The organism is Terrabacter tumescens, assembly GCF_014646815.1.
In the GTDB taxonomy this organism is placed as follows: domain Bacteria; phylum Actinomycetota; class Actinomycetes; order Actinomycetales; family Dermatophilaceae; genus Terrabacter; species Terrabacter tumescens.
The window spans coordinates 467,567-483,708 of the sequence record NZ_BMNZ01000002.1 but is presented as its reverse complement, the minus strand read 5'-3'; the positions used below and the strand labels follow the sequence as shown (position 1 = coordinate 483,708).

The window sequence follows — 16,142 nt, the reverse complement described above, 5'->3', positions numbered from 1 at the left end:
GTGAGCACTCGATGGCGAGGTCAGGCGCGGCGGCGGTGGTCGAGGCGCAGGGCGACGAGGACGAGCACCCCGGTGACGAGGCCCCAGAACGCCGCTCCGATCCCGGCGATCGTGACGCCTGATGCCGCGACGACGAGCGTCACGGCGCCCGCCTCCCGCGACGACGCGTCCCCGAGTGCGGAGGCCGCGGCGCCCGCGAAGGTGCCGAGCAGCGCGAGCCCGGCGATCGTCTCGATCAGCCCCGTCGGCGCGGATCGCGCTGCGGCCGTGACGATTCCCGCGAGCGGTCCGAAGGCGAGGTAGGTGAAGCCGCAGGCGACGCCTGCGACCCACCGGCGGCTGCGGTCCGGGTGCGCCTCGGGTCCGGCCGCGAGGGCCGCCGAGATGGCGGCGAGGTTGATGGCGTGCGCGCCGCCGAGGGCGCCGACCGCGGTCGCGCCACCGGTGTAGAGCAGCGGCCCGCGCATGCCCGGGCGGTAGCCGAACGAGGCGAGCACCGCGGTGCCGGGGATGTTCTGGCTCGTCATCGTGACGATGAAGAGCGGGACCGCCACGGCGAGAAGGGTGGTCGCGTCCCAGGTCGGCGCGACGACGACGAGCGACGGGGCGGCCGTGGCGAGGTCGAGCCGGCCGAAGACGCCCTGAACCGCCATGACGACGAGCGCCGCGACGAGGGCGCCGATGACGGCCCAGCGCCGCGCGACCGCGACGAGGACGAGCCACGTCAGCATGACCGGTGCGATCGCCGCCGGTGAGGCGACGACCGCCCGGAAGGGCGCGACGCACAGCGTCAGCAGCACGCCCGCGAGCATCGCGCTCGCGAGCGGGGTCGGGATGCGCTCAACGAGCCGCTCGAGCGGGCGCACCAGCCCGCACAGCGCGAGCAGCACCCCACACACGACGAAAGCGCCCACGGCAGAGGCGAACCCACCGGCCGGAACCGTCGCCGCAGCGAGCAGCGCGGCGCCCGGCGTCGACCACGCCATCGTGATCGGCATGCGCAGCCGCCACGAGAAGAGCACGCAGCCCAGGCCCATCGTCACGCACAGCACGAGCAGGCCCGACGCAGCCTGCTCCGGACTCGCGCCGACCGCCCGCAGCCCGGTCAGGACGACGGCGAACGAGCTCGTGAAGCCGACGAGCCCGCACACGACGCCCGCCAGCACGGCGTGCCCGGTCGAGCCCCTCGAGCCCGTGGAACCGGAACGTGAGGTCACCGGGACCTCAGGGCAGGTGGGCGCTCGAGGCGAGCGCACGGCATACGTGGTCGTATGCCGTGGGGCTGCCGGCGGCGACCAGGCCCGGGGGCGCGGTGTCGCGCGGTGAGTACGTGACGCCCTCGGTCGTGCCGAGCAGGCCACCGGCCTCGGCGAGCAGGAGCGAGCCGGGCACGTGGTCCCACGGCGCGGCGGACGCGTAGAGGATGTAGTCGGCCTCGCCCTCGACGAGCTTGGGGTAGTCGATTCCGCACGACACCCACGTCAGCGTCATCGGCTGGAGGCCGGCGAGGGCCTGCCCGATCCAGGCCCGACGCGACGTGCGGCCACGCAGCGTCTCGTCCGAACGTTCGGGCACCGTCAGGCGCGCCGACCCGGCGGCGTCGTGACGCCACGTGCCGCTGCCGCGCTCGGCGACGTAGCCGACCTCGTGCTGCGGCTGCCAGATCCAGGCCCGCACGGCCTCGCCGTCCACCGTCTCGCTCACCATGACGGCGTGGTCCTTGGAGCCGTGGACGAAGTTCTTCGTGCCGTCGACGGGGTCGACGGTGAACGCGTGGTCGGCGGCGGCATAGCGCTCCATGAGCGCCGGGTCCCCCGCGAAGGTCTCCTCGCCGAGCACGACGGCGTGGGGGTAGGCGGCGACGAGGGCGGCGGTGATGAGCACCTCGGCCTCGCGGTCGGCGTCGGTGACGAGGTCGCCCGGCCGCTTCTCGTGGATCTCGCCGTCGGCGAGCGCCCGGAAGCGGGGGTTGATGACCTGCTCGGCCACGTCCTTCAGGAGGCTCAGCACCTCGTCCGTCTGCACGGGCTCCAACCTAGCGACTCGGGCTCACCGCTCCGGGTGCAGGTGCTCGGGGACGGCGAGCCACCAGCCGAGGACGCCGCGCGCGATCTCCGGCATGGCCCGCGGGTCCGGCCCGGGCTCCGGCAGCGCATCGGCGAGGGCCGTCAGCAGGTCGCGCCGTCGCCGCATGCCGAGGACGTAGACGAGCCCGCGCAGCAGCTCGGCGTGCGGGTCGCCGGCACCGGTCGCGATGACCTCGGCGACGCGCCGGGCGAAGGACGCCTCGCGCTCGTCACGCCGACGGCCCGGCGGCTCGACGACGTTGCCGACGACGTAGCCGGCCTCCATGGCGACCGTGGGCGGGGTGGCCGGGGACAGCGCGACCCGCTCGAAGAGGTCGAGGTCCTCGAGCTGCCCCATCCAGGTCAGGACGGTCGCGCTCTCGTGGGCGGCGACGTGGTCGCCCCGGGCCATCGCGTCGGCGAAGGCGGAGGCGTGCACGGTGCCGATGATCGAGGCCTGCGGCGACAGCATGAGGATGCAGAGGGCGTTGGAGCGGTCCTCCTCGTTCGTCTCACCGAGCGCCGTCTGGAGGAGGCCACCGAGCACGGGCTCACCAGCGGCGGCCCGTCCCTCGCCCGCCTCGAGCACCGCCCGGATGCGCTGGTGGGCCTCGCGGATCGCCTGCGAGGTGATGGCCCGTCCGTCGCGGATGATCGAGGCCGCGACGCGCCGGTCCTCCGCGGTGAGGACGGCCGCGACCCGGTGGCTGCCGGCCGGGCCGAGGGTGCGCACGAGGTTCGCGGCGCCGCGGTGCACGAGGTAGGGCTGGTCCGGGTCGCGCAGGTGCTGCACGGCGAGACGGATGGCCTCGAGCCTCGTCTCGGGCTCGAGGCGGGCACCGCGCACGAGAGTCGTCAGGACGATGAGGCAGGCCCGGAGCGAGCTCGCGTTGGTCGGGGCGCGCAGCTGGTCGAAGAGGACCGAGAGCGCCTCCGGGTCCCGGGTGAACTGCAGCAGGCTGAGGGTGTCGTTGTAGAACTGCGCGTCCGGACGGGCCACGACCTCGGCAGCCAGGCGGGCGACGACGGCGCCGCTGCGGGGGTGCCCCGCGAGGCGGGCGAGGGCCTCGGCGCGCTGGGCGTAGTCGAGCTGGAGGCCGAGGCCGAGCTCCTGGAGCAGCCGCCGGAAGAGCCGCTCCCAGTCGGACGTGCGGACGAGGACGTGCGGCATCCGGCCGAGGCTGTCGGAGAGGCGGTCCCAGTCGAGGCCGGACATCCGCTCGTCGCCGAGGGCCCGCTCGAGCAGCGCCAGGGTCGCGTCGACGTCCGGGTCGGTCCGCGGCGGCAGCGCGGCCGCGGGCCGGACCGGGTGCCGCGACCGGGCGAAGAAGTCGACGGCCGCGAGCAGCTGGCCCTCGGGCAGCTCGAGCACCGACTCGTAGCGACGCACGAGCGCGCGGGTCACCTCGACGCCGCCGTTCTCCCAGCGGCCGACCTGCGCGCGGTGCACCGGTGCGGCCCGCCCCGCACCCTGCGCGAAGCCCGCCGCGCTGCGCAGGGCCGGGTCGGCGGCGTGCAGCCGGGCGTTGCGCAGCACCCACTGCACCTCGTCGCTCAGCACGACGCGCTCCCCCGGTTGCAGAGAGCGAGCGCGCGGGATGTCCGGCGACGTGTTGCGCGCGGAACGAAGGTGCGCAACCCGGGGCAGACACGGCATACGACCTTCATAGGGTGGCTCCGAGCCCGATGCTCAGGGACGGGAGCCGGCGCCAGGGGGAGGCTCCCGTCCCGCTCTGGCAGCCCTGTGCTCCAGGCCCGCTCGCACGCCTGTGCGACCCCTGTCAGCGACCTCACCGCAGCCCCCTTCACGCGGCCGGCGGCGTCTGCCGCGCGGTCCGCACCCTCCCCCGAGTTGCGTCCGTCGAGCCGGTGCGCAACAGATGTTCGTCGCGTCGACCCATTGGGTACGGTAGGGCTCGGAACGCAGCCTGTGGAGGGGAAGCGGGCCAAAAGGACCGGGAGCCACATGTTGGCTCCCGGTCCTTCTCCTTTGCGCAGGCCCCTTCTGGCCGCGCCGGAGCGGACAAACCGCGGTGACGAGGGCGTATGCCGGCTGGCAGGCTGACGCCGTGACCGCCACCTCCCAGCCGCCCGCCGTGACACCCGATGTCGCACCCGCCGTGAAGCCCGACGTGAAGCCCGACGTGCCCGTGCTTACCGACGGGGTCGTGACCCTCCGGGCGCACTCGGTCGAGGACGCCGACGCGATCGTCGAGCAGAGCACCGACCCGGACAGCCTGCGCTGGACGACGGTCCCGCGGCCCTACGGCCGCGACGACGCGCTGGGCTGGGTCGAGCACAACCTCGCCGCCTGGGGCGAGCCAGGCGCCACGCGCTCGTGGGCCATCGAGTGGACGGACGACACGGGCGCCTCCCGCTACGGCGGCACCATCGACCTGCGCCCCGGCGCAGCGCCGTCGGTCGGCGAGCTCGGCTTCGGGCTGCACCCGGACGCCCGCGGCCGCGGCCTGATGTCGCGCGCCGTCCGGCTCGTCGTCGGTTACGCCTTCGCCAACACCGTCTGGGGCGCGCCCGTCGGCCGCGTCCACTGGCGCGCCGTCGTCGGCAACTGGGGCTCGCGCCGGGCGGTGTGGGCGGCCGGCTTCACCTTCCACGGCACGGTCCCGGGCAGCCACCCCGACCCGGAGGGCGGTCCCCAGGCCCTCGACACGTGGACCGGCAGCATCACGCCGGGCGACCCGCTGACGGCGCGGACGCCGTGGCTCGCGCCGACCGAGATCATCGGCGAGCAGGTGCGCCTGCGGCCGTGGCGACCCGACGACGTCGACGCCATCGAGCCGCGCGACGACCCGGACAACTGGATGCCGGCGCGCTCCATCCTGCGCCGCGAGACCTTCCCGGCCTGGCTGCTGACGCGGCAGGAGCGGATGTCGGAGGGGACGGCCCTCGACTGGTGCGTGGCCGACCTCGGGACCGACCGCGCCCTCGGCAGCGTGACCCTCTTCAGCCGGGGTGGCCCCATCGGCGACGCGGCGGAGCTGGGCTACCAGTTCTTCCCGAGCGCTCGTGGCCGCGGGGCCGCCAAGGAGGCGGCCCGCCTCGCCGTCGCCCACGCGCTGGCGCCGGTGGCCGAGGGCGGCCTCGGGGTGCGGCGCCTCGTCGCGGAGACCGCGGCCGACAACGAGGCGAGCAACGCCGTGCTGCGCTCGGTCGGCTTCACCTCGTTCGGGCGCGAGCACGCCGTCGACCGCCTGCCCGGTGGTGGCTGGGGCGACGGCCTGCATTGGGAGCTCCTGCCGCCGGGCGCGACCGACTGACGCGGCCGACGCGACCGGCCGGGGCGCCCCTGTCGGCACCCGTCCGGGTATGCCACCGTTGAACCAGGCGCCGCCCGTCACCGACCGGGCGGCGCGCCGACGGAAGGACACGCGATGAGACTCGGTCACGAGCAGGAGCTCGACGCACCGCAGGGCGTGGTCTGGGCCAACTTCATGGACCTGCACCGGATCGGCCGCTCCTTCCCCGGGGCCAAGGTGACCGAGGTCCACGGTGACGACTTCGTCGGCGAGATCAAGGCCAAGCTCGGGCCGCTGTCGATGTACTTCGACGGCACCGGCTCGATGGTCGAGCGCGACCAGGACCGGGGCCGGGCGCGCCTCACGGCCACGGGCCAGGAGCGTCACGGCCTCGGCCGGGCCACCATCGACATCACCCTGACGCTGCACCCGGTCGCGAAGGACGAGCGCACCCGCGCCCACCTCGTGACCGACCTCGTCTTCCTCGGCTTCCCGATGGACTTCGGCACGGGCCTCGTCCAGCGCGCCTCCGACCCGCTCATCGAGCGCTTCCTCACGCTGATGGCCGTGCCGGGGCCGGTCCCGGACGCGGCGGCGGACGACGACGGCTCGCTCGACCTCATCCGGTCCGCCACCGACCTGTTCGGCTCCTTCCGGCGCGACCGCCGCGAGCGCAAACGACGATGAGGGTCGCAGTCGTCGGTGCGAGCGGCTACGTCGGGTCGCGGCTCGTGCCGGAGCTGCTCCGACGCGGCCACGAGGTCGTGGCCACCCACCATCGGAGCCCGTCGACGGCATACCCCTGGTCCGGCGACGTCGAGTGGCGACGCGTCGACGTGCAGGACGAGGAGCGCGTCCTCGAGGCGCTGCAGGGCGTCGACGCGATCTGCTACCTCGTGCACGGGCTCGACGACGCGGACTTCATGCGGCTCGACCGCCAGGCGGCCGACAACGTCGCGTATGCCGCGGGCATCGTGGGCGCGTCGCGGCTCGTCTACTTCTCGGGCATCGTGCCCGACCTTCCCGACGACGAGCTGTCGGACCACCTGCTCTCCCGGCTCGAGGTCGAGGAGATCCTCGCGACGGCGGACTGCTCGGTGCTGACGCTGCGCGCGTCGATGGTCGTCGGCGCCGGGTCGACGAGCTTCGAGGTGATGCGCCAGATGTCCACGCGCCTCGGCGTCGTGCAGACGGTCCCGGCGTGGATGGGCAGCTCGGTCATCCAGCCGGTCGCCGTCGCCGACGCCGTGTGGTTCCTCGCCGAGGCGCTCGAGCGGCCCGACGTGACGGGACACCTCGACGTCGTGGGACCGGACCGGCTCAGCTACGTCTCGCTGCTGAGGACGTATGCCGCCCGCGCCCGCCTGCTGCGCGTGCAGCTGCCCGTGTGGCTGGCGCCCGTCGAGACGGTCGCGCGCGTGGCCGGCGCACTCGTCGACGTGCCGAGCGGCACGGTGCAGTCGCTGATCCCGAGCCTGGGCCATGACATGGTCGGCGACCGCGACGCGGCCGACGTGCTCGGGGAGCCCCCGGGCGGGCGGCTCGCGGTGGGCGAGGCCGTGTCGCGCTCGCTCGCCACGACCCGGGCCGGCGACGGGGCCCCGGACGGCGCGGCGCTCGACGGCGACCCGCAGGCGCCGTCGGTCGGCGACCCGACGTGGGCCCGTCACCGGTCGGTCCTCGACTGGGTGTGGTCGACCGCCCGCGGCCGGTAGCCGCAGGCGGTCCTTCCCCGGGCCCGGTCACGTCACACCGCCGCGACCGGGCGGGGGCGCCCAGGGTCAGCGCGCGATGTAGCCACCGTCGATGTAGAGCTCGAGACCGGTGACGAAGGCCGCGTCGTCGCTCACGAGGTAGGCGACGCCCGCCGCGATCTCCTCGGGGCGGCCCAGGCGCCCCATCGGGGTGAGGTCGATCATCGTCTGCTCGAACGGCGTGCCACGGGCCCCGTCGAGGATGGGGGTGTCGATGAACCCGGGGTGGACCGAGTTGACCCGCACGCCGTCGGTCGCCCAGTGCAGGGCGACGTTCTTCGTCAGGGTCCGGACCGCGCCCTTGGCCGCGTGGTAGGCGGGCGAGGTGCCGAAGCCGCCGCTCGTGCCGAAGATCGAGCTGATGTTGACGACCGCGCCGTGGCCCGAGGCCTTGAGGTGCACCGCAGCGGTCTTCATGCCGAGGAAGACACCGGTCTGGTCGATCGCGACGGTGCGCTCCCAGTCGGCGAGGCTCGTGTCCTCGATCGGGGCGAGGTCACCCATGCCGGCGTTGTTGACGAGGATGTCGAGCGAGCCGAACTCCTCGACCGCCTTGGCGACCGCCGCCTCCCAGTCCGCCTCGCTCGTCACGTCGTGCCGGAGGAAGTCGACGCGGGCGTCCGCGGCCCGCAGCTCCTCGGTCGTCGTCGCCCCCAGCGACTCGTTGACGTCGGTCAGCAGTACCGCCGCCCCCTCCTCGGCGAGCCGGCGTGCCGTGGCCTTGCCGATGCCACTCGCCGCGCCCGTCACGAGCGCCACCCGTCCTTCGAGCCGCTTCATGGTGATCACTCCAGTTCAGTTGTGGGCCAGCGCTTTTGCATCCACCTCCAGTCTGGTCCGATCGCACCTCCACCGCAGTCCTTCAGGTCACAGTGAGCCCGACGTGACGCACCAGACACGGCCGCGACACGACCCGCACGCACCCCGGGACATCCTGGACATCTCGGCTCACGGCGGCCGTGCAAGGCCTCTGCTCAGGGTCGTTCGGGGTCGATATCGGGGTCGACCCCGGTTGCGGCAAGAAGGCACCGGGTATGACTGTGGAAGCAGTGAGCCCGACATGGGTCGGGCCAGTGCGAGACGAGGAGACACCGTGTCATTCGGTGAGCAGCTGAAGCACAAGGCGGACGAGGTCCACTTCCAGGAGAAGGCCAAGGACTTCGGTGACGCCGTCGTCGAGATGGCCAAGACCGTCATGTCCGCCGCTGCCGGCTACGCCCAGGAGAACCGGGGCAAGGTCGACGGCGCTCTCGACAAGGCCGAGGCCAAGATCGAGGAGAAGACCGGCGGCAAGCACGCCGACACCGTGACCAAGGTTCGTTCCTCGGTCGACAAGGGCATCGACAAGCTCGTCGAGCAGAACAGCAGCAGCAAGGCGGCTCCTCCCACCTCCGCCGCCTCTGCCGTGCCCGACGACAAGCACAGTGCCTTCGACGAGGAATCCCCCGCCGGCAACCCCACCTGAGCCGGCACCCTCGAGGACCGTATGCCGCCGACCCCCCTCGGCGGCATACGGCTGCCCGGGCCCGGGTCGCCCGCTGCCCCGCACTCGCAATGTCACGACCTGTCCGTCTCGTGAATCAGCTTTCCTGTCAAGCGAATTGATGGACTGAGCAATCATGCCGGATTTGCCCACGTAGGTCGGCGTTTGGTCTAGGTAGGACGACTCAAACTCGGTAGCCAGGGGTATTTCCGGGGGTCATCCTGCTTCTGAGGTCTCGACAGTTCGACCTCAAGGAGCAACCACCATGTCCCAGCTCGTCATCGACCACCCCGGCCAGCAGACCGACCGTCAGTCCTCGACCGGCGGCACCACGGGTCTGCGCCACACCGCGACCCGGTCGCTCACCGGCGCCGTCGACCGCCTCCAGGCGTTCCTCGTCGCCTACAGCCTCCAGGTCCTGCGGGTCTGCCTCGGCCTCGTCTTCCTCGGCTTCGGCGTCATCAAGTTCGTCCCGGGCCTCAGCCCGGCCGAGGCCATCGCCTCCGCGACCATCGACCGGCTCACCTTCGGGCTCGTCTCGGGTCACACGGCGGTGCTGCTCACGGCCGTCACCGAGACCGTCATCGGCCTGACGCTCGTCACCGGCAAGTTCCTGCGCGTCGGCATCGTCGTCCTCGGCGGCGCCCTCATCGGGATCATGTCGCCGCTCGCGCTCTTCACGGCCGAGCTCTTCCCGCACGGCCCGACCCTGATGGGCCAGTACGTCCTCAAGGACATCGTCCTCGCCGCGTCGGCCCTGGTCGTCGCCGCCTACGCCCTCGGCGCCCGGCTGCACACCGGCTCCGACGACTGAGCAAACACCTCCCGGCGAGCGCCGCTGGGTGCACCCTGAGAGTGACGGGGCACCCAGCGGCGCTGTCCGTCCGGTCACCTCACCACCCAGACCGAGCAAGAGAAGGAGTCAGCCGATGACCACGCTGACCGTCCGGCCGATCGCGCCGGGCCCGCACCTCGTCGACGTCCCGACCGACTACCGGCCGCACGTCCGGGGCCGCCGCGGCGAGCCGCACCGCTTCCCAGCCGCAACCTACCTGTGCCGCAGCGTCGCCCGCGAGGAGCGGGCCCTCGCCCAGGACGCGCTCGACGCTGTCGACCGGACCGCCACGCGCCGCATCGGGGGGCTCGGCGCCGTCGTCGCACTGCTCTTCGCCGCCGCCCTCTTCCTCCTCGCCACGGGCCGCGCCGACACCCGGTCGGGGGTCGTCACGCTCGCCACCCTCGGCGCCCTGGCCGTCGTCGCGATCGTCTCCCTCGTCGCGGTGCTGCGCAGCCACGAGCGCGAGCACGACGTCCTCGCCGAGCGGGTGCGGATGTACGACGCGCGCCTGCTCGAGCTGCGTCCGCGACGCTGACCACGCAGGGCCGTTGCACCGGCACCCACCCCGGGCACACGGCATACGCCATCGGTCGACGACGGCCGGGACACGCCGCGCTCACGCGGTCGCGGTCCCGGCCGTCTCGACATACTGGCGACATGACCCAACACGTGACGATCACGACCGACGCCGGCGAGATGCCCGCCCACCTCTGGCTCCCTCCGACCGGTCACGGGCCGGGGATCGTCGTGCTGCAGGAGATCTTCGGGGTCAGCGACTACGTCCAGCGCCGCGCCGCCCAGCTCGCCGAGCAGGGCTACGTCGTCGTCGCGCCCGAGATCTTCTGGCGCCTCGGGGTCACCTCGCCGGTCGAGGGCGACGACGCGCTCCAGCAGGGCATGGGCCTGGTCCAGCGCCTCGACTGGGACGCCGCCGTCGGCGACGCCGCCGCGACCGTGCAGTGGCTCCGCGATCGCGACGAGGTGACGGCGGGCGTCGGCGTCCTGGGCTTCTGCTTCGGCGGTGGCCTCGGCTACGCCGTCGCGGCCCACCTCGAGTCAGGCGACGCTGACGACACCGCGCCACTCGACGCGCTCGTCAGCTACTACGGCTCGGCGCTGCCCGGCCTCCACGAGGACCTCACCGTGACCGCCCCGAGCCTGCACCACTTCGGGCTCGCCGACTCCTTCATCGACACCGAGACGGTGCGCCGGATCGAGGCGTCGCTGACCCGGCAGCCGGCGACCGTCGTGGAGACGTATGCCGGCGCCGACCACGCGTTCGACAACGACGACATGCCGTGGCACGACCCGGCCTCCTCGACCCTCGCCTGGTCGACGACCGCCCAGTTCCTGCGCGAGCGGCTGCCCGTCGCCTGAGCTTTCGAAGGTTCTTCACCCGTCCCTGTCGAGCCGGCCCCGGACCGATCGACGTGGGGGTGGAACGGCACCACGCCGGGCCCGACACCCTCTCGAACCAGGAGCACTCCCATGACGCAGTTCCTTCTCTCCGTCCACCACCGCGAGGGCGACGCGATGCCGTCGGTCGACGAGATGCAGCAGATGTACACCTCCGTCGACGCCTTCAACACCAAGCTCCAGCAGACCGGCGCGTGGGTCCTCGCCGGCGGCCTCACCGACGTCAGCCAGGCCAAGGTCGTGGACGCGTCGGCCGGCGCGGTCACGGACGGGCCGTTCAGCGAGGCCCGCGAGTGGCTCGGCGGCTTCTGGATCATCGAGGCGGCCGACCTCGACGCCGCGCTCGCCCTGGCCCACGAGGGCTCGGCCGCCTGCCACGGGCCGGTCGAGGTGCGAGCGCTGCAGGAGGAGTGAGCCGGAGGCCCGCCGATTTCGGCGGGTTCGTGGCGGTCCGGGTGTGTCCGGGTGTGTCCGGGCCACACGACACGCCCGGTCACCGGGAGGGCGCGAGGCGCAACGGGTATGGCTCCGTGGGCTGTTCTTGCAGTGCCGACCGTTTGATCATGAGGAGAGCCCGTGGAGCTGCACCCGGTCGAGGCGGTGGCGCCCGGGCTCGCCGCGCGGATCGCGGGTGCCGAGCCGGGTCGTGCCCGCACGTTCGCCTTCCGCGCCGCGCGTCTCGCGTGCGCCGTGACGAACGTCCAGGATGCCAACGCCCTCGAGGTGGCCCGCGGTGGCCTGCAGCGCTATCCCGAGATCGACGAGCTCGTGCAGCTGTGGGACCTCGAGCGGGAGCTCGACGCCGCCTGCGAGCGCGAGCTCGAAGCCGCCTCCTCGGACCTGTACGCACCGTCGCTCGAGAACCTGCAGCAGCCCTCGGAGTGCGTCGAGGCCAGGGCCGTCGCCGCTGTCATCGCGGCGCTGTCACCGGACGCGCGCGATGCGGCGCGTGGCGCGACGTACGAGGCCTTGGCGGCCGGCTGCGACGGCAGGACTCTCGAGGAGCTCGCCGACCAGATCTTCTGACCACCGCGGCAGGTCAGCCGGCTGCAGCCCTCTGCGGCTCCGCCGTGGTCGGTTCGCGCTGGTCGGAGTGGCGCGTGAGGCGCGTCAGCCGGCGTGACCAGCGGTAGGCGGGCTCACGCAGCGCCACGACCCAGGCGGGCGCGGTGGTGCCGTCGAGCTCGTCGACGATCGGGTCGAACCGCATCGCGGCGTCGAACCGCTCCTGGCGCAGCTGCAGCAGGCCCACGACGTCCCAGCCGCCGTGGTCCACGGCCACGGCCAGCTCGAACTCCTGCGGCTCGGGTTCGTCGTCGACCGGTCGCACGAGCAGCGCGAGGGTGTGCGCCCCGGCCCTCGTCGGCAGCAAGGTGGTCAGGGACCGTCCTGCAGACCGGCGCACCGGGCGCAGCAGGTGACGGGTGACCCGACCCGTGCCGGTGGTCGCGAAGAGCAGGTCGGCGGGCCGACCCTGGTTGCCGGCGCCGGGCAGGCGGAGGGCCAGTCCACCGATGTCCCACCAGCCGGTCGGCGTGCCCACGGCGCGGGACACGCGGACCGTGCACGCGTGGACGCCCCGGTCATGCAGGAGCGGTACCCCGAGGCCGGGGTGCGGGGCGTCGATGCGCAGGTCTGCGGACCAGGTGCGCCCGACGGCATGGAGCGGTTTGCGTCCGGTCAGCCAGGCGACGAGCCCGAGCCCCGACGCGAGCGCGACGCCGGCAACCCGGGCCGGCGGGAGGGGCAGATGCGGGGCGGCCGGACGGGCAGCGGCCGGACGCGCGGTGGAAGAGCTGGTCACCCCTCCCACCTACCCATCGGACGGCGGAACCAGCACTCGTCGAGGGCGGCCCGCCGGGATGCTTTCCTCGGTCGACCGGCGTGGGGCGGGGCGCTCACTCGACTGGGGCGGGGCGCTCAGTCGACCGGGGCGGGGCGCCCACTCGACTCGGTGGTCATGGCGGCCGGGAGGTCGGCGGGGTCGGCGGCCGGCCAGCGTGCCGGGTCGGCGCCGAGCGCGGTCAGCTCGGCCACCTGCTCGCGGCACCACGTCGACACCTGTCGCCGTCCCGCGAGCACGTCGGCGGCGAACGGCTCCCACGGCAACCACCGGGCGTCCTCGACCTCGGTCGGGTCGGGGCCGGGCGCCGGCGCGGACCCCGTGACCCGGCCCGTGAGCACGGGGCACAGCTCCCACTCGACGACGCCGTCCATCTCGGCCCGGTAGGAGAAGCGGGGCAGGACGAGCCGCAGGTCGTGCACGTCCAGGCCGAGCTCGTCACGGGCCCGACGGCGTACCGCGTCCTCGACCGCCTCGCCGGGCGCCGGGTGCCCGCACGCCGAGTTGGTCCACACTCCCGGGAAGGTGGCCTTGCCGAGGGCACGCTGGGTCACGAGCAGGGATCCCTCGTCGTCGAAGAGGTAGACGGAGAAGGCGAGGTGGAGCGGGGTGTCGGGGCCGTGCACCGTCGCCTTGGGCGCCGTGCCCACGGCCTCTCCGTCTGCCGAGACGAGGACGACGAGCTCCTCGTCCTGCCCGGTGCCAGCGCCGGTGTCGGCGCCCAGAGCCACCTCCGCACCCGCCTCCGCACCGCCGGTCATCGCCCGGGCCTCGCGAGCTCGTTGACGGCGCTGCGGAAGACCGGCGGGAGTGTGGCCGCGGCCGGGACGAGCAGCCGACGGGACCACGCCGGGCGTGTGACCTGGACGAGCCCGTGCGTCAGCAGCGAGTAGCGCCGGGTGGCGGCGCGCCACGACCGCTCGTAGGACTGCGGGTCGTCGGCTGCGACGGCCGTGACCGCCGCCCGGGCGTGGGCGAGCCCGAGGGAGATGCCCTCCCCCGTCAGCGCATCGACGTAGCCGCTCGCGTCGCCGGCGAGCAGGACCCGCCCCGCGACGCGGTGCGTCGTCCGCTGCCGCAGCGGCCCCGCGCCGCGCACCGACGTGACGACGGGTGCCCCGTCGAGCCGCTCCCTCAGCTGCGGGAACTCGGCGAGGCTCTCCGACAACGGGATCCGCTGCTTGCTCAGCACGGCGACGCCGACGAGGTCGTCGGCCACGGGTGTCACGTAGGCCTCCCCGTGGGCGGCCCAGTGCACCTCGACGTGGTCGCTCCACGGGCGTATGCCGTAGTGCTGGCGCAGTCCGTAGCGGCGCAGCGGGCGCGTGGTGGCGGCGTGGTCGCGGTCGAGCCCCAGCGACGTGCGCGTCGGCGAGTGGAGCCCGTCGGCGGCGACCACCCAGGGAGCTGTCAGTGTCGGTCCGGCGCCGGCCGGTCCGCCGGTGCGCACCGTGACGCCGTCGTCGTCCTGCGTGACCTCGGACGCACCGAACGGCACCACCTCGACGCCGGCGTCGCCCACGGCTCGGGCCAGGGCGTCGTGGAGGGTCGTCCGCCGGACACCCCGCCCCGGCCCGCCGGTGAAGTCCGCCTCGGCCTGGCGTCCCCGGGCGAGGTAGCGGATGCCGCGCAGGTCGTGGCCGGGCGGGTCGATTCCGAGGTCGGTGAGCGCCAGGAGGCCACCGGGCATGAGCCCCTCGCCGCACGCCTTGTCGATCGTCCCGGCCCGCGGCTCGAGGACGACGGGAGACAGGCCCGAGCGCACGGCATACAACGCCGTGGCGAGCCCCACGGGACCTCCGCCGATGACGATGACGTCGGTGCTCACGAGGCTGCCTGGATGGGCGTGCCTGCGGGAGAAGCGATCTCGCGAAGAGCGGCGTTCTCGACCCGGATGCGCACGGTGAGCAGCACGGCGTTGGCGACGGTGAAGACGAGCGCCGTCACCCACGCGTCGTGCACGAGCGGCAGGGCGAGGCCCTCGACGACGACGGCGACGTAGTTCGGGTGCGGGATGACGCCGTAGGGGCCGCGGCGCACGAGGGAGATGCCGGGCACGACGATGACGCGGGTGTTCCACTGGTTGCCGAGGGTCGTGATGCACCACCAGCGCAGCGCCTGGCTGGCGACGACGAGCGCGAGCATGAGCCAGCCGACTGCGGGCACGAAGGGTCGGTCGGCCAGCCACACCTCCGCGACGGCGCCGACGAGCAGCCCCGTGTGGAGCACGACCATGACGGGGTAGTGCGACTGCCCTCGCTCCACCCCGCCGCGCGAGAAAGCCCACGCCGCATGACGTTTGGACACGACGAGCTCGGCGACGCGCTCGAGACCGACGAGCAGGACGAGTCCGGTGAAGAGCCACTGGGAGAGCATGGGCGCCTCAGTCGGCCGCGCGGAGCAGGACGAGCTCGAGGCAGAAGCCGGGGCCCATCGCCATGAGCACGCCCCACGAGCCGGGCTCGGGCGTGTGGTCGGCGAGGGTGTCGGCGAGCACGTGGAGCACCGACGCGGAGCTGAGGTTGCCGATGCGGTCGAGCGAGCGCCACGTGACACCGAGCGCCTCGCGGTCGACCTCGAGGGCCTCCTCCATGGCTTCGAGCACCTTGGGACCCCCGGGGTGGGCGACCCACCAGCCGATGTCGGCCCGGGTCAGGCCCTGGTCGGCGAGAAAGCCGTCGACGTCGCCGCGCACGTTGGCGCGCACGAGGTCGGGCACCTCGGCGCCGAGGACGATCCGCAGGCCGGTGGCGCCGACGTCCCAGCCCATGGCGCGCTCGGTCTCCGGGTAGAGGCGGCTGCGGGTGGCGACGACGCGGGGCTGGCCTGGCGCGAGGGCTGCGGCGCGGTCGGCGCCGACCATGACGACGGCCGCGGCGCCGTCGCCGAAGAGCCCGCTGGCCACGAGGTTGGCGACCGACCGGTCGTCGCGCTGGACGGTGAGGCTGCACAGCTCGACCGAGAGCAGCACGGCGACGTCGTCGGGGTGGCCGAGCAGGTAGTCGTGGACCCGCGCGACGCCGGCAGCACCCGCGACGCAGCCCAGCCCGACGAGCGGGATGCGCTTCACGTCGTCGCGCAGCCCGATCTCGGCCGCGACCCGCGCCTCGATCGAGGGGACGGCGAGCCCGGTGATCGTCGTCGACATGATGAGATCGACGTCCCGCGGAGTGAGACCCGCGGCCGCGAGCGCCTTGGTGACGGCGTGCGAGCCGAGCTCGGTGGCGACGCGGATGAACTCGTCGTTGGCAGCGCCGAAGTCCTCGAGCTGCCAGTAGCGCTCGAGCGGGAGGGCGAGGTGTCGCTGGCTGACGCCGGCGTTGGCGTGGAAGCGCTCGAGCAGCGCGCGGTCGGACCCGACCGAGCCGAGCACGTCGGCGAAGGCCGCCGTGACGTCGGCCTGGGCGTAGGTGTGCTCTGGGAGGACTCCCCGGACGGCCGCAAGGTGGCTCACCCTGCCCACCCTAGGCCGATCGTGGCGGGGT

The 16,142-nt window shown here is 73.6% G+C and carries 18 protein-coding genes; 9 read left to right on the top strand and 9 right to left on the bottom strand.

Going from position 1 to position 16,142, the window contains the following annotated elements:
• Nucleotides 1–20 precede the first annotated feature (20 nt).
• The 3 genes from IEY30_RS06245 to IEY30_RS06235 are packed head-to-tail and all read right to left on the bottom strand — an operon-like array spanning nucleotide 21 to nucleotide 3,627.
• Nucleotides 21–1,217 carry a benzoate/H(+) symporter BenE family transporter gene (locus IEY30_RS06245; protein WP_030198456.1) on the bottom strand — a complete coding sequence of 399 codons (1,197 nt, stop codon included), beginning with the start codon at nucleotides 1,215–1,217 and terminating at the stop codon, nucleotides 21–23.
• A 7-nt stretch (nucleotides 1,218–1,224) separates the two neighbouring features.
• Nucleotides 1,225–2,025: an inositol monophosphatase family protein gene (locus IEY30_RS06240; protein WP_030198453.1), complete on the bottom strand. Its 801-nt coding sequence runs from the start codon at nucleotides 2,023–2,025 to the stop codon at nucleotides 1,225–1,227.
• Between the two features lie 24 nt (nucleotides 2,026–2,049).
• Nucleotides 2,050–3,627, bottom strand: a complete 1,578-nt coding sequence (locus tag IEY30_RS06235; RefSeq protein WP_030198451.1) for a hypothetical protein — start codon at nucleotides 3,625–3,627, stop codon at nucleotides 2,050–2,052.
• 508 nt (nucleotides 3,628–4,135) lie between these two features.
• Here IEY30_RS06235 and IEY30_RS06230 point away from each other — a divergent pair.
• The 3 genes from IEY30_RS06230 (at nucleotide 4,136) to IEY30_RS06220 (ending at nucleotide 7,038) form a co-directional block, all read left to right on the top strand.
• Nucleotides 4,136–5,344, top strand: coding sequence for a GNAT family N-acetyltransferase (locus IEY30_RS06230; RefSeq protein WP_081920497.1), 1,209 nt, complete (start codon nucleotides 4,136–4,138; stop codon nucleotides 5,342–5,344).
• Between the two features lie 114 nt (nucleotides 5,345–5,458).
• Nucleotides 5,459–6,010 carry an SRPBCC domain-containing protein gene (locus IEY30_RS06225; protein ID WP_052358540.1) on the top strand — a complete coding sequence of 184 codons (552 nt, stop codon included), beginning with the start codon at nucleotides 5,459–5,461 and terminating at the stop codon, nucleotides 6,008–6,010.
• Complete coding sequence (locus IEY30_RS06220) at nucleotides 6,007–7,038, top strand: NAD-dependent epimerase/dehydratase family protein (RefSeq protein WP_052358539.1); 1,032 nt, start codon at nucleotides 6,007–6,009, stop codon at nucleotides 7,036–7,038. The genes IEY30_RS06225 and IEY30_RS06220 overlap by 4 nt, the downstream gene beginning before the upstream one ends.
• Before the next feature lie 66 nt (nucleotides 7,039–7,104).
• On the opposite strand, the gene IEY30_RS06215 is transcribed toward IEY30_RS06220, so the two are convergent.
• Nucleotides 7,105–7,857, bottom strand: a complete 753-nt coding sequence (locus IEY30_RS06215; protein WP_030198443.1) for an SDR family NAD(P)-dependent oxidoreductase — start codon at nucleotides 7,855–7,857, stop codon at nucleotides 7,105–7,107.
• Between the two features lie 313 nt (nucleotides 7,858–8,170).
• Between IEY30_RS06215 and IEY30_RS06210 the strand changes: the two genes are divergently transcribed.
• The 6 genes from IEY30_RS06210 (at nucleotide 8,171) to IEY30_RS06185 (ending at nucleotide 11,840) form a co-directional block, all read left to right on the top strand.
• The gene (locus IEY30_RS06210; RefSeq protein ID WP_030198440.1) at nucleotides 8,171–8,542 is read left to right on the top strand and encodes an antitoxin; all 372 of its coding nucleotides are present in this window, start codon (nucleotides 8,171–8,173) and stop codon (nucleotides 8,540–8,542) included.
• A 283-nt stretch (nucleotides 8,543–8,825) separates the two neighbouring features.
• Complete coding sequence (locus IEY30_RS06205) at nucleotides 8,826–9,374, top strand: DoxX family membrane protein (protein WP_030198437.1); 549 nt, start codon at nucleotides 8,826–8,828, stop codon at nucleotides 9,372–9,374.
• 115 nt (nucleotides 9,375–9,489) lie between these two features.
• The gene (locus IEY30_RS06200) at nucleotides 9,490–9,933 is read left to right on the top strand and encodes a hypothetical protein (protein WP_052358538.1); all 444 of its coding nucleotides are present in this window, start codon (nucleotides 9,490–9,492) and stop codon (nucleotides 9,931–9,933) included.
• A 122-nt stretch (nucleotides 9,934–10,055) separates the two neighbouring features.
• Nucleotides 10,056–10,775 (top strand): dienelactone hydrolase family protein, encoded by a 720-nt coding sequence (locus tag IEY30_RS06195; RefSeq protein WP_030198503.1) that lies wholly within the window; start codon nucleotides 10,056–10,058, stop codon nucleotides 10,773–10,775.
• Nucleotides 10,776–10,886: 111 nt separating this feature from the next.
• Complete coding sequence (locus tag IEY30_RS06190; RefSeq protein WP_030198433.1) at nucleotides 10,887–11,228, top strand: YciI family protein; 342 nt, start codon at nucleotides 10,887–10,889, stop codon at nucleotides 11,226–11,228.
• Nucleotides 11,229–11,390: 162 nt separating this feature from the next.
• Entirely contained in the window at nucleotides 11,391–11,840 is a 450-nt protein-coding gene (locus tag IEY30_RS06185; RefSeq protein ID WP_030198430.1) for a hypothetical protein, read from the top strand.
• 13 nt (nucleotides 11,841–11,853) lie between these two features.
• On the opposite strand, the gene IEY30_RS06180 is transcribed toward IEY30_RS06185, so the two are convergent.
• The 5 genes from IEY30_RS06180 to IEY30_RS06160 all read right to left on the bottom strand — a co-directional run bounded on the left by IEY30_RS06180 (nucleotide 11,854) and on the right by IEY30_RS06160 (nucleotide 16,111).
• A complete protein-coding gene (locus tag IEY30_RS06180) occupies nucleotides 11,854–12,618 on the bottom strand; it encodes a phosphodiesterase (RefSeq protein WP_229674863.1) in 765 nt (254 codons plus the stop codon).
• Between the two features lie 116 nt (nucleotides 12,619–12,734).
• Entirely contained in the window at nucleotides 12,735–13,418 is a 684-nt protein-coding gene (idi, locus tag IEY30_RS06175) for an isopentenyl-diphosphate Delta-isomerase (protein ID WP_081920489.1), read from the bottom strand.
• Nucleotides 13,415–14,485 carry an NAD(P)/FAD-dependent oxidoreductase gene (locus tag IEY30_RS06170; protein WP_030198420.1) on the bottom strand — a complete coding sequence of 357 codons (1,071 nt, stop codon included), beginning with the start codon at nucleotides 14,483–14,485 and terminating at the stop codon, nucleotides 13,415–13,417. Before IEY30_RS06170 ends, idi begins: the two co-directional genes overlap by 4 nt.
• Entirely contained in the window at nucleotides 14,482–15,033 is a 552-nt protein-coding gene (locus IEY30_RS06165) for an isoprenylcysteine carboxyl methyltransferase family protein (RefSeq protein WP_030198417.1), read from the bottom strand. The genes IEY30_RS06170 and IEY30_RS06165 overlap by 4 nt, the downstream gene beginning before the upstream one ends.
• A 7-nt stretch (nucleotides 15,034–15,040) precedes the next feature.
• Nucleotides 15,041–16,111 (bottom strand): type III polyketide synthase, encoded by a 1,071-nt coding sequence (locus IEY30_RS06160; RefSeq protein WP_043416719.1) that lies wholly within the window; start codon nucleotides 16,109–16,111, stop codon nucleotides 15,041–15,043.
• Nucleotides 16,112–16,142 lie beyond the last annotated feature (31 nt).